10 protein-coding genes are annotated in these 13,261 nt (G+C 42.8%); 5 read left to right on the top strand and 5 right to left on the bottom strand.

Annotation, left to right across the window (positions count from 1 at the left end; genetic code table 11):
* Positions 1 to 21: 21 nt before the first annotated feature.
* The 3 genes from V6R21_RS22855 to trmD all read right to left on the bottom strand — a co-directional run bounded on the left by V6R21_RS22855 (position 22) and on the right by trmD (position 4,066).
* On the bottom strand, positions 22 to 1,413 hold the full coding sequence (locus V6R21_RS22855) for a phosphatase PAP2 family protein (RefSeq protein WP_334245860.1): 1,392 nt from the start codon (positions 1,411 to 1,413) through the stop codon (positions 22 to 24).
* A gap of 175 nt (positions 1,414 to 1,588) precedes the next feature.
* The gene (locus V6R21_RS22850; RefSeq protein WP_334245859.1) at positions 1,589 to 2,977 is read right to left on the bottom strand and encodes a sodium-dependent transporter; all 1,389 of its coding nucleotides are present in this window, start codon (positions 2,975 to 2,977) and stop codon (positions 1,589 to 1,591) included.
* A gap of 363 nt (positions 2,978 to 3,340) precedes the next feature.
* Positions 3,341 to 4,066 (bottom strand): tRNA (guanosine(37)-N1)-methyltransferase TrmD, encoded by a 726-nt coding sequence (gene trmD, locus V6R21_RS22845; RefSeq protein WP_334247597.1) that lies wholly within the window; start codon positions 4,064 to 4,066, stop codon positions 3,341 to 3,343.
* Between the two features lie 316 nt (positions 4,067 to 4,382).
* On the opposite strand from trmD, the gene V6R21_RS22840 reads away from it, so the two are divergent.
* On the top strand, positions 4,383 to 5,693 hold the full coding sequence (locus V6R21_RS22840; RefSeq protein ID WP_334245858.1) for a PDZ domain-containing protein: 1,311 nt from the start codon (positions 4,383 to 4,385) through the stop codon (positions 5,691 to 5,693).
* Positions 5,694 to 6,159: 466 nt separating this feature from the next.
* Positions 6,160 to 7,512 carry an MATE family efflux transporter gene (locus tag V6R21_RS22835; protein WP_334245857.1) on the top strand — a complete coding sequence of 451 codons (1,353 nt, stop codon included), beginning with the start codon at positions 6,160 to 6,162 and terminating at the stop codon, positions 7,510 to 7,512.
* A gap of 412 nt (positions 7,513 to 7,924) precedes the next feature.
* On the opposite strand, the gene V6R21_RS22830 is transcribed toward V6R21_RS22835, so the two are convergent.
* A complete protein-coding gene (locus tag V6R21_RS22830) occupies positions 7,925 to 8,575 on the bottom strand; it encodes a leucine-rich repeat domain-containing protein (protein WP_334245856.1) in 651 nt (216 codons plus the stop codon).
* Between the two features lie 194 nt (positions 8,576 to 8,769).
* Between V6R21_RS22830 and hxpB the strand changes: the two genes are divergently transcribed.
* Both hxpB and abc-f read left to right on the top strand, forming a co-directional pair.
* Entirely contained in the window at positions 8,770 to 9,429 is a 660-nt protein-coding gene (gene hxpB / locus V6R21_RS22825; RefSeq protein ID WP_334245855.1) for a hexitol phosphatase HxpB, read from the top strand.
* Positions 9,430 to 9,516: 87 nt separating this feature from the next.
* The gene (abc-f, locus tag V6R21_RS22820) at positions 9,517 to 11,154 is read left to right on the top strand and encodes a ribosomal protection-like ABC-F family protein (protein ID WP_334245854.1); all 1,638 of its coding nucleotides are present in this window, start codon (positions 9,517 to 9,519) and stop codon (positions 11,152 to 11,154) included.
* Positions 11,155 to 11,319: 165 nt separating this feature from the next.
* Here abc-f and V6R21_RS22815 read toward each other — a convergent pair whose 3' ends face one another.
* On the bottom strand, positions 11,320 to 12,234 hold the full coding sequence (locus V6R21_RS22815; RefSeq protein ID WP_408613050.1) for a helix-turn-helix domain-containing protein: 915 nt from the start codon (positions 12,232 to 12,234) through the stop codon (positions 11,320 to 11,322).
* A gap of 508 nt (positions 12,235 to 12,742) precedes the next feature.
* On the opposite strand from V6R21_RS22815, the gene V6R21_RS22810 reads away from it, so the two are divergent.
* A complete protein-coding gene (locus V6R21_RS22810) occupies positions 12,743 to 13,237 on the top strand; it encodes a hypothetical protein (protein WP_334245853.1) in 495 nt (164 codons plus the stop codon).
* The last annotated feature ends 24 nt before the right edge of the window (positions 13,238 to 13,261 follow it).

The following is a 13,261-nucleotide window of genomic DNA, read 5'->3' as shown; positions in this document are numbered from 1 at the left end:
GCCATATTGTTATCAGGAGTCTTACCATAACATAAGAGAAATCCCTGTACTCAATGTAAAAACATCAAGCGGATTCTTTTTATGATAAACAATATTTAGAGGGATAGCATCTCCTTGAGCGAGAGATGACGTGGATATAATGCGAATTTTTTGATTGGAGTGGAAGTATTCAAGTGCAAGATGCAACGCAATATTTTGGCTGACCATTTGTCTTAGGATAGCACCAGTACTAAAACTGAAAGCATCTTCAGGAATATATTTGAGTAGTGGAGAACTTTGTTGTACAGTACTGGTAGGGCTAAGGCGCTCTAGGTTGATTTTACCGACTGCGTGGCTAGACCAACCAAAGTTTGATTTAAACACCACCGCCAGTTTATCCGAAACAGGTAGGGTATAGTATGGCCCAACCATTACAGACCGTACGCCGTAGGCTTCCGCAGTAACCTGCAACATTTCATCTGTAATTCCTTCATTGGGAAAAGGCTCTGTGTCGAAGTTAAATGCCCTGACAGAGAAGCTTCCTCCAATCCCCCAGCGGTCTGTGATAAAATAGGCGCCTTCCAATCCAAGCATCATTCCGTTTTTCATGGAAGCACCCTCTCCATTGACAAGTTCATTGTAAGTAATATCAAGGTCATCCAACGGAAGGGTATAGCCAAGGTGAATGGAAATGAAGTGTGGTTTTCCTTTCTGGTATTGGTAAGCATTCTGCGGTAATTTGTTTTGCCACTTATCTTTGAGTACCCAGTCTAACAGCTGGTAGCTAAGCTCTGTAGTGAAAATGCCGATGCCTGCTCCCACCAGAACATCTGAAATCCAATGGGCATTGTTCAGTGAACGTAGCGCGCCAGTGGTTGTCGCTACTGTATATCCGGCTACACTGTACCATGGACTCCTATGTCCATATTCCTTATGCAAAAAAGTTGCTGCAATAAAAGCACGTGTCGTATGCCAAGAAGGAAAAGAGTTGTCACCACCGCCAGGTCTCTGGACATTTGTTTTATTTTTTAGGAGGTCAACTATAGGGGAAGCCATGGCATAGCTAAGCCCTAGTCCTAAGGTAGCCCGTCCCAACTTGTTCTGTCCTTTTACGCCCACAGCATTTAGCCCATATACTGTAATGACCGGTGCATAAAAAAGATAATCATCAAACTTGGTGTTGAAATCCTTGAAAAACCTGTTTCGCAGTGAACGGACTCCCTCTCGGTAATCCCATAAGGCAAGACCACTGGCAGTGAGTAGCAGTGGTACTGCTGTCACTTGAAATGTTTTATGTTGGTACCAGTTTGAGTGGGCGTTCTGATGATTAGTAGATAATGAGTCAGGGGTGAGGTATGTCTGTGCTGACGCAGGAATGTTCGTCAGTAGGATGATCAGGTAGAGAAAAAAGGATATGATAACCTGAAACCACATGGACAGAGATAGATAGTTAGTGGAATGGCTACATCATTATTGCAGCCAATAATATATGTTTAGACATTCAATGCTGTAATAAGATAACAAAAGGGTGAAAAGTAATAGTTCGTGAAAAAAAGAAGGGGTAAGGAAATATGATTTCCTTACCCCTTCCTTTGATTTATTTATTGGTTTAAATCAGTACAATACCGAAGAATTTCGACAGTACAGTAAGGACAAAGATAAAGCCTAATACGATAGGGCAAAGGAACCTTAAGGCAAAATCAATGTACTTAGCCATCAGTGTATAGCGGAAGTTGGTGTTACCCTCCGTCAGTTCTGCATACAGGTTTTTCTTTTTCCAGATATAAGCACCATAGATACTGATCAAAGTACCACCCAAAGGTAACATGGTATCACTGGCAGTGTCTTCTACAAGTGTCATAAAAGAGGTAGCCTGATCAGCACCGAAGTAAGTGACAAAGCTGCTGAAGAACTCTGTAGCACCATTGGAAAGCAATGAAGGAATACCAACAGCAAAGATAATGGAGGCTACGATCACTACCGCCTTGTTTCTCTTGATACCAAACTCATCAATTACATAAGCTGTCGGAACTTCCAACAATGATACGGTTGAAGTAAGTGCCGCAAAAGAAAGCAGGATAAAGAAAGTACCGCCAATGACTCTTCCTAAAATAGGACCTAAGCTTTCAAAGGCTCCCGGAAGTACCTGGAAGATAAGTCCGGCTCCGCCACCTTGTCCACCTAGACCTTGTGAGAAGATAAAAGAGAACATCATCAGACCTGCAATAAAGGCAATACCTACATCCATCAGGGTGATCCATGTAGCGGAGGTAATGATGTTGTCATTTTTTCCGACATAACTACCATAAGTAATCAAAGCGCCCATACCCAATGAAAGAGAGAAAAATGCCTGCCCTAATGCACCGTAAATAGTGTCAAGCTTGATTTTAGTGAAGTCTGGAATCAGGTAGTACTTTACCCCTTCCAGAGCGCCTTCCCTTGTAAGGGAGTAACACATCAGTGAAAGAATCAGGACCAACAATGTTGGCATCAGAATTTTAGATGCTTTCTCAATACCTGACGAAACACCTTTCTGAACGATTACTGCTGTTACGACAGCAAAGATCACAGCAAAAGCGCCTGTATATTTCCAGTCAGCAACAAAGTCCCCGAAGTGACCGCCGATCTCAAAGTTGCCCTGAATAATTTCAATGGCATATCCAAATGTCCAGCCTGCTACTACATTGTAGAAGGAAAGAATCAAAGTGCCGGACAAGATGCCCAGTTTACCAATGATAGACCACCTAGGTGTTTTAAGTTTATGGAATGCACCAACGGCATTTTTGGATGTATGTCTTCCGATTGCGATTTCTGTCACCATTACCGGAAAACACAATATAAAACAGAATAGCAAGTACATCACTACAAATGCAGCACCACCGCCATCACTTACTTCGAAAGGGAATTTCCAAATATTGCCCAATCCTACAGCTGAACCTGCTGCAGCTAAAATAAATCCTAGACGGTTAGAGAAACCACCTCTGCTAGTTGTAGCCATTTAAATGTCAATTTTTTCGTTTACAAAAAATAATAGTGAGATAATAAGGACCTTAGCATTGACTAAGGGGTCTTCGACACCAAAAGTTAGAAGCTGCTTCAGCTTTAGTTTTACCAAACAAAAATGCTCTTCTTCAGATGTTCGTTTGTTATTACAATTATTCCAAAAGGCGAATTTTACAAAAAATATGCTGTCTTTGAAAGAAAGAATTATAAAATATTGCTATTTGATATAAGTGCTCATTAAATCATCTGTTTAAACGGAAGTTTAAAAAATGGTGTTTTCACAGGGCATAAAAAAAGTGGTTACAGTTTTACTGTAACCACTTTTTTGTGTGTAACGAACCTTGTTCAAGGTAGTTGCTTATTTCTTCTTACCCTTCTTTGCTGGAATTTCGGGGTGCGCATCCATAAACTTTTGGTATAGGTCTGGTCTACGCTCTTTGGTACGCTGAAGTGACTGCTCAAAGCGCCATTCTGCAATCTTGGCTTCGTGTCCTGAAAGCAATACCTCAGGGACATTCATACCATCATACTCAGCAGGACGTGTAAAGACTGGCGGTGCCAGCAGGTCGTCCTGAAAAGAATCAGAAAGGGCAGACGTCTCATCATTGAGCACTCCCGGAAGCAGGCGCAATACAGCGTCCGCTATAACCGCCGCTCCAAGCTCACCACCTGAAAGTACGTAGTCACCGATACTGATTTCTTTGGTGATAAATTTTTGCCTGATACGGTCGTCTACGCCTTTGTAGTGTCCGCAAAGGATCATCAGGTTTTCTCCCATTGAAAGTTGGTTGGCAATGCGCTGCTCAAACCTTTCCCCATCAGGCGTCATATAGATTATCTCATCATAGTCGCGTTCTGCCTGCAACTCAGTAATGCACTTTTCTACAGGTTCTACCATCAGGACCATTCCGGCACCGTACCCATATGCATAGTCATCAATCTGTCCGTGTTTGTTGATGGCGTATTTTCTGAGGTCATGAACCACAATCTCTGCAAGACCATTATCCTGAGCTCTTTTCAGGATAGAGTGAGAAAAGGGACCTTCCAGTAGTTTGGGAACACAAGTAATAATATCTATCCGCATATTTCTAAGCTCTATATTCAGTGCCACTGCCGGTATATCATCAAGGCAAATAAATTTCCCTGCTTGGTCGTGGCGATTAACTGTAGTCAAGCACCGTATTTTTAGAATCGGTGTCAACCTACAAAGATATAATAAGCGGAGAGTTGAAACGATAGCTTATTGAATTATTTCCTATTTTTTTGTTAATTATCAAACAACGAACAACCCAACATGCTTTTGCACCCCTCACTGAAAGACCACTGTCATAAGGAAGGTGAAAAGAGCCATAAACACAGGGACGTAACACTCCCTAACCTTAACCAATAGTGTCATTAAAATGTACGTTGCTTGCTACTACTATTACCCAACCCTTGTGTTGCTATGCCTACTGCTGTCGGCGGGTAACATCCATGCGCAGGCTTCTGAAGCCTACCTGAAGAATCTGGCTTTTGAAGAACCAGATCAAAAAAAGGTGCGCATTCATTTCAAGAAAGTCAACAACCTTATCGTCATCCCGGTACAGATCAATGGCACCGATAGCCTGAACTTTATTCTTGATTCAGGTGTGGGATATCCTTTGCTGAGTAGTAAGGCAGAGGCAGCCCGAATGGGTGTGAATATGAAACGTCTCAGGCACATTGTAATCAGAGGGTTAGGAGAAGAGGGTGATCTGGATGCCTTTCATTCATGGGGTAACATTATACGCCTGCCTGGAGGCGTGATGGGCGTCAATCAGGATATGCTCTTCCCTGATCGGGACATCTATCACTTGTCTGAAAATATGGGGATGCAAATTCATGGTGTAATTGGCTATAATGTTTTTGCGGACTTTGTGGTGGAGGTGGATTACCTGAACAGTGTCTTGACGCTGTATGCTCCTGACTACTTTGCCCGTAGGATGAGGAAACGTAGAAAGAGAAAGTCTACCGTAATTCCGATCAAGATTGAGGGACGCAAATGTTTTGTCTATGTCTCTATAAAAGGAACGGAAGAGCATCTGAAGAACCTGAAGCTATTGGTAGACACAGGTGCGAGCGGAGCCATAACACTGTTTGAAAACTCTTCTCTGGAGATAGATGCTCCTGAGGATGCAATTGAAACCTATCTCGGTGTAGGGCTGAGTGGAGACATGTACGGAAAGCTGGTGCAGAAACAGGAGCTTCAGTTAGCAAAGTATTCGCTGCGCAAACCTGTAGTGGTATATCCCAAGGAAGAAGCCGTGCGAGGAGTCATGTTGGATACCGCACGTAACGGAAGTATTGGTGGCGAAGTATTACGCAGGTTCAGGGTGACGTTTGATTATGCCAATGGAGAAATGTACTTGCGTGCCAACAGTGATTTCAAAGATGTTTTTTACTACAACCTAAGTGGTATGGATATCAGGACACCTATTCCGGGCTTCCCATTTTATGAGGTGTCAAAAGTCAGGAAAAAATCACCGGCATCCATGGCAGGCATCAGGCAGGGAGATCGGATTATCAGCATCAATGGAGTAGACGCTGTTCACTTCTCATACGACCAGATATTGGAAATGCTTCACAAGCGGAAGGGACATGTGCTGAGCATGGTTGTAGAGAAGCCGACAGGTATCCATAAGGCAAGGATCAAGTTGGTGGATCCATTTGACAAAAAGAATGGAGAAAACTAATTGGAAATCCATCCATCAAATTAACGCAAAAGATGGATGGATTTTTTTGTCCAAAATAATTGGCATCATCCATTCAACCCTTTCAGGGTTATGATACAATGCACACTGTAAAATCCTGATTGCCCTCCGGAGCTAATATGGTTTGTTACCTTCGGAAACAGTGTTTACTGTAAGAGAAAAAACAAAGGAATTGAATAATAGTAGCCTCGGATGATAACCCGAGGTTTGAGCAACCCATCTTTCCTCAACTCCGATAGCCTCAAGCATTCAGTTATGATAACTTGATTCCCTGAAGGTGCTAAATCTTTGTTGACAAAAGTGCACGCAATTTGGTCGTGATTTTTCCACCGAGTTATTATTCCTCAATAAATCTTATTGCGTTAATAGAATCGAATTAACGAAACGAAAAAAGCGTATAATTGTTGGATTATTTTGTGAGACAATCCAAAAGTGACGATACGCATTTATGAGTAGATATAATATGGATATGGGAAACGACAGAATCTCCAGCTTGCTGATGAAGCTGTCATTTCCAGCAATGGCCGGTATGATGGTCATGGTATTTAACCAAATAATCGACACCATTTACATCGGCAGGGGAATCGGAACCATGGCGATTGCAGGTATGGCGATTGTATTGCCAATTGCAACGCTTATCCAGTCTATGGGGATGTCGGTAGGGGTTGGAGGTGCTTCAGTAATCTCCCGTTCATTAGGCGAAGGTAATCAGGACAAGGCTAGCAAGACTTACGGTTCATTGATCACTCTTAGTGCAGTGCTGGGGCTGTTGGCCGTAACACTGGGATTACTTTTTGAAAAAAACCTGCTGACGCTTTTTGGAGCCAAAGGGGAAATTTATGAACCAGCCCACCAATATTACGGCATGACGCTGCTAGGCATTCCGGTACTGATGCAAAATATGGTAGCCAACAATGCCATGAGAGCAGAAGGCGCACCACGTCAGGCAATGTTGGTGATGGTGATTGCAGCGGTTACAAATATCATCCTTGACCCGATCTTTATTTTTGCCCTTGGTTGGGGGATCAAGGGAGCAGCAGCAGCGACCAGTGTCTCTTACTTTGTTGCACAGATTTATGCCAATGCCTATTTCAGAAAGAAAAAAAGCAAGCTGACACTTAAGCTGGAATATTTGAAGCCAGACTTTGCCATCTATCGTGAGGCTATTTCAGTAGGGATTCCTTCATTTGCACGCCAAAGTGTGACCAGCGTTATGACGGTTGTGATCAACAACCTTTTATTGCGTTACGGTGGAGAGTTGAGTGTTGCCGTTTATGGTATTGTCATGCGTGTGATGACATTCTCCTTGATGCCTATGTTTGGCTTGGTACAAGGTTTCCTGCCAATTGCAGGCTTTAACTTTGGCGCAAGAAAAGCAGCCCGTGTAAAAACAGTACTGAAAACTGCCATAATTGCGGGAACGGTAATTTCTATAGGCGTATTTTTCGTCATACAATTGATGTCACATGAAGTGGTAGCAGTTTTCTCACAAGACAATAGCCTGATAGATCAAAGTGCCTTGGCACTGACCATTATATATGCAGCATCTCCGTTGGTAGCTTTTCAGATGTTGGGCGCCAGCTTCTTTCAAGCCATTGGTAAAGGAAGACCTGCATTGTTCCTGACACTCACCCGTCAGGGAATATTCCTGCTGCCTCTTATCGTATTGTTGCCATTGAGTTTTGGTTTAAAAGGAGTTTGGTATGCATTTCCGACTGCAGATGTGTTATCTACAGCTGTAACATTATTTTTTATTATGGCAGAGATCAGGAGACTAGAGGTAGTTCCTTCTAAGGCTTAAAGATTAGTACAGAAATAAAAATAGAAAGGCTTTGTTCAATGTAATGGACAAAGCCTTTTTTCTTGGCTAAAGAGTATGGTTAAAATAGGTAGGGAAATAATCAGGTGTAGAAATAAATGTTTTAAACGCTTCCATGATTTATAGGTTCAACTCCTTTGGAGTTGGATAAATGTAATTTATTTATACCTCAGGCTTAGGCCTAAGGCTACTATTGTTCAATCCCTTCGGGATTTTTTCTCTTACAAAATCCATTGATAAGCTAAGGTGAGTTATGGATTAAAATATACCGATTATATAACCCCATCAATAATTATCGAGAACAGGAGAGAGAGGAATTGCAAGGTATCAAAACATACAAACCCTTGGTTGTTTAAAAAAAGAGGTGCTCCCTTCTGCGTCTCTAAATTCCTCTCTAATAAATAATATTCGTATCCTTTAGTACCTCTTTTAGCTCAAGGTAAACCCCTTCCGAAATATCATTGCCATCAATATACAATTCCTGAAGGTGCGTCATTTTTTGGATAGCAGCAGGCAGGCTTCTTAGTTGGTTGCCCGAAAGCACAAGTTTTTTGAGTTGCTTTAGTTCCATGATATTTTCCCCTACTTCCGTCAGCTGGTTATAACCCACGTCCAATACTTCCAGACTTTCCATTGAGATCAGAATCTCAGGGATTTCTTTCAGTTGGTTATCTGCCACATTGATAACCTTAAGCTTTTCCATCTCGGAAATAGATGGAGGCAAATCTGTCAATTGATTGTACTGTAAGATCAACCGCTCCAATTTGTTCAGCGTACCAATGTTGTCAGGCAAACTTGTCAGGTGATTGTCTGAAAGATCGAGCAGCTGCAGATTTTGCATCTTGAGCAAGGAGTCCGGAACGGTATGGTAGTCATAACTGCTAAGGATAAGCCACTTTGTTTTGGCTGGCTGACTGAAATGACTTTGGGGAGTGGTATTGGCCTGGCTAGAAGATGTACTAAAAAAGCGGGTACTTTTTTCCTGTTGTGCTGAGGCAGCAGCAGTAATTGCCAGTATGCAGATCAGTGAAAATAAAAATCTCATGGTTGTTAGTAGTTTAGCTATGAATCCATACCCCATAACAGCGGAAGGTTAGGGAGTGTTATGGGGGCATCCAAATATAGACATATCCATAACGATCAGAAACAAAGATTTGTATTTGTGACTTGAGTATGAATGTTTTCTTGACAAAAATTGCCTTAGCTTTGCAGGCTGAAAATAACAAACGGGATACACGGATGCTTGACACAGTAATATTTGATATGGACGGAGTCCTGATAGATTCAGAACCACTTTGGAAACAAGCCGAACAGGAAGTGTTCTCTTCAGTGGGGGTAGAAGTGACTGCGGAACTTTCAGCCTTGACGGCCACTATGACTACTGAAGAGGTGACAAAGTTTTGGTACAGTAAGTACCCTTGGGAAGGGAAGTCTTTAGAGGAGGTCGAAAACGCTGTGGTAGATCGGGTAGGCGAACTGATTATGACCGTAGGAAAGCCCATGAATGGTGTCGAGGATATTTTGAAACTGTTTCAGCAGGAAGGTTTTCGTATAGGGCTTTCTACCAATGCGCCGTACCGACTGGTGCCAATGGTATTGGAAAAGCTGGGCATTGACCATTACTTTGGCGCAATTACCTCTGCGGAACAGGAGGCTGCTGGCAAGCCACATCCGGCGGTGTACCTTTCGACAGCCCAAAAACTGAACAGTGATCCTGCACACTGTTTGGCGATAGAAGATTCGGCATCGGGAATGAGAGCGGCACAGGCGGCAGGGATGAAAACAATGGTAGTGCCTGAGCAGTCAGTATTTGACCATTCAAAATTTGATTCGGCAAACCTAAAGCTCGAAAGTCTTGCCCATTTTCAGGCGGGACATCTGGACGCATTGAAAAACTGAGGCGACTTTATGTCTGAACAGCTCGATGACTGACTGTGTACTTTACTTTTTTTCTTAGTTTTGCCCACTTATTAAAAAAAACAGCATATGATTTCAGTTGATAACTTAGGAGTAGAGTTTAGTGGATCCACTTTGTTTAGTGAGGTGTCTTTTGTGATTAACCCAACCGACAAGATTGCCCTGATGGGTAAAAACGGTGCGGGAAAATCAACCATAATGAAGATTATAGCGGGGGTACAGAAGCCTACCAACGGTCGTGTTTCAGCACCAAAGGATGCCGTGATTGCTTACCTGCCTCAGCATTTGTTGACTGAAGACAACTGTACTGTTTTTGAAGAAACGGCTAAAGCCTTTCAGCACGTCTTTGATATGCGTGATCAAATGGAGGAGCTTAACCACGCGCTGGAAACCAGAACCGATTACGAAAGTGAGGAGTACATGAAGATCATCGAGCAGGTAACTGACCTTGGTGAGAAGTACTATGCACTGGAAGATGTCAATTATGATGCAGAGGTAGAAAAAGCCCTGAAAGGATTGGGCTTTAAGCAGGAGGACTTCCAGCGACAGACCAATGAGTTTAGTGGTGGATGGCGTATGCGTATTGAGCTTGCCAAAATCCTGTTGCAGAAACCTGACCTGATTCTGTTGGATGAGCCAACCAACCATATTGATATTGAGTCGGTAATCTGGCTGGAAGATTTTCTGGTAAACAAGGCGAATGCCGTGATGGTGATCTCCCACGACAGAGCTTTTATCGACAATATTACCAACCGTACCGTAGAGGTGACGATGGGACGTATCTATGATTACAAAGCCAATTACTCCCACTATCTGGAACTGCGTAAAGAGCGCAGGGAACATCAGCTCAAGGCATATCAGGAGCAACAAAAGTTTATAGCAGATACCAAGGCATTTATTGAAAGGTTTAAGGGGACATATTCCAAAACCAATCAGGTGTCTTCAAGGGAGCGCATGCTGGAGAAGTTGCAGATCATCGAGATTGATGAAGTGGACAACTCATCACTGAAGCTCCGTTTTCCTCCTGCGCCACGCTCGGGAGATGTGCCTGTCACCGTAAGCAACGTTTCCAAGGCATATGATGACCAAGTGGTGTTTCAGGATGCCAATATGTCGATCAGGAGAGGAGAGAAGGTTGCCTTTGTCGGTAGAAACGGTGAAGGTAAGTCTACCATGATCAAATCGATCCTTGGAGAGACTGAGGTGGAAGGTACTTGTGAACTGGGGCACAATGTCAGTGTCGGTTACTTTGCGCAGAACCAAGCATCTTTGCTTGACCCGAATATGACCATCTTCGAGACCGTAGATGAGGTGGCGCAAGGAGATATCCGTTCACAGATCAAGAATATCCTTGGACAGTTTATGTTCAGTGGTGATGATATTGACAAAAAAGTAGGTGTACTGTCAGGAGGGGAAAAAACACGTCTGGCAATGGTGAAGCTACTTTTGGAGCCAGTAAACCTATTGATCTTGGACGAACCGACCAACCACCTTGACCTGAAGTCGAAGGATGTACTGAAGGAAGCGCTGTTGGCATTTGACGGTACACTGATTTTGGTGTCCCACGATAGAGACTTCTTGCAAGGACTCTCCAACAAGGTGTTTGAGTTTAAGGACCAGCGAGTGATCGAACATTTTGAATCGATTGATGACTTCCTTGAGCGTAACCGTATCAAGAGTATAGCAGAAATAAACTTGAAAAAATAAGGGAAAGGAAAAAGCTTCCGTTTGTGGAGACAAAAAACAGACAGCCCAAACCATTGCTTCTGAAAAGGCAGGGTTTGGGCTGCTAAAAATTTTAGGCTGTAATTCCGACTCGGATTTTTCCCGCACCAACGATGCAATCGCAACAACCTGTCGTTTTTGACCATCTCAAGAGATCGGGTCAGAAAGGCAGGTTGTTTTTTTGTGCCCAAAAATATCTGGAAAGAAAATCAGGGGATAAAATGGGCTTATTTTTTTCCGAAATACCAATGCCCAAGGTGGATACCCCCGAGTCCTGTGCTCAAACAGGACATACTGAATAAGGGGAACCTTCAAGTTACCGGAAAAGTGGCGTAAGAAAGTAGAGTGGAGCGAAATAGCCCAAGCCATTGGAAGTATTTGTACAACGTATGTTTCAGTAGCAACCTCTACAGGCTTGGCAACGGAACGCTTTGCCAGCAGCCTTATCAGCTTATAACGGTAAGAGACCCAACTGCGGGCAAACCTGCTGCGGTACCACTCCCACGCAAAGTCCCTGATACGCCTTTTGTTTCGGAAGCGCATTTCTATAAGGAACGCCCAATGCAAAAACCTACGGTGGCGGACTCTTTTCCTTTGGTCTTTGGCTCTTCTGAAAAAGCGTCCCTTTCTATGGCGTCTCAGGTACTTTGGATAAAAGTATAAAGAGAATCGGCTCTTGCCGCCACCCTTTCGGGAAGAGACCTGTGCTTTGCCCTCCGAAAAAAGCTTGGTCAGTTTCATCAGGTTGGCGCCCATCTGTTTGCGGACAAAAGCTTTTTTGGCGGCAACATCTGCAAAGTATTTTCCATCCACACTGTTTCGACTGATTTCCCTGTTGACAGTACTGCGGTGTACGCCCAGTGCTCGGGCAATAGCAGCCTGTGATGCCCCATTAAGGAGCATTGCTTCTATCAATTGTCTGTTGTGGAGGGTAAGGTGCTGCATCATTTCAAAAGTATTGACAGAAATGTAACGGTACTGTAGGCAGCAGACAAGTGGTTGTAAGGTTGAAAGGGAAAAAGTGTTTTGCAAGATCGGCACTATAATCTGAGTTTTGATCATTCAAAACTTGAAATCCTGAAGGTGTCGCTCTGATGGAGCTTGTTCACTTTAAAACAGGAATCGAATTGAATAGAGGTTTTCTATTCTATCCTTTTCACATATTATGATGTACTAAATGATGCTGTTATCCTGTTCAACCCTTTCAGGGTTGAAAATATCATTTGCATGACGAAGGACTAAAGTCCATCGCTGATATATTTTGTATCCTTCGGAAACAGTGTTTGCTGTAAGAGAAACAATCCCGAAGGGATTGAATCATAGTAGCCGGTCAGGTACGGCCGGTCAGGTACGGTCGCTTATTTTTGCTGAAATGCTTTATTCCTTACTTGTGTATGGTTGCGTTGGTATCGTGTTTTTATCTCTGTTAGGTTATGATCAATTTTATCTCAATGACCGAAAGAGAAGAAAGTGATCTTAATTCAAACAATTCAGCCAATAACTTCAGGTCTTAAAATTATCACACTTTCGATATTGGTAGAATTGCTTTTAAATACTAAACAAAAGTGTAATGCTTGATTCGAACCAATACTTTTCAGAAGAGAAAATCAGCAGCCTACCTTCAGGAGCTTCTAATATTCAAGAAGTGATTGACCTTTTTTATAGAGAATACCATAAGTGGAGTAAACTTTTTCATGACTCTTATGACAATAAGACACCAACGGAAGAAGAGTTAGCAGATTATCAGCAAGAGTATAATGATTTGCAGGAATATGTAACCCAACTGGAAGCCAATATTGAATCAGCCAGTACAGAGAGCCTAAAAGCAAAGTACATTGAGGATAAGGCTGCTGCTACACGTCGTATGCGTACGTTGGAAGGGCGTCTGACAAAAGAGAACCCAGCACAGGTCTTGATGGTGTCAGGAAATGTGACGCTCTATAGAGAGAAGGCAGATATGTATTTGGATGTTTGTAACAGAATTGGCAGCAAGTTTCAGACAGGTGCTTTTGGTGAAGGTGAAGTAAAAGTGGGAGAAACGAGTTATAATTTTAGTAGCAATTAATGACTTGTCTATATGTGCTCATAG

The organism is Limibacter armeniacum (assembly GCF_036880985.1).
Classification (GTDB): Bacteria; Bacteroidota; Bacteroidia; order Cytophagales; family Flammeovirgaceae; genus Limibacter; species Limibacter armeniacum.
This window is presented reverse-complemented; position numbering and strand designations above follow the sequence as displayed.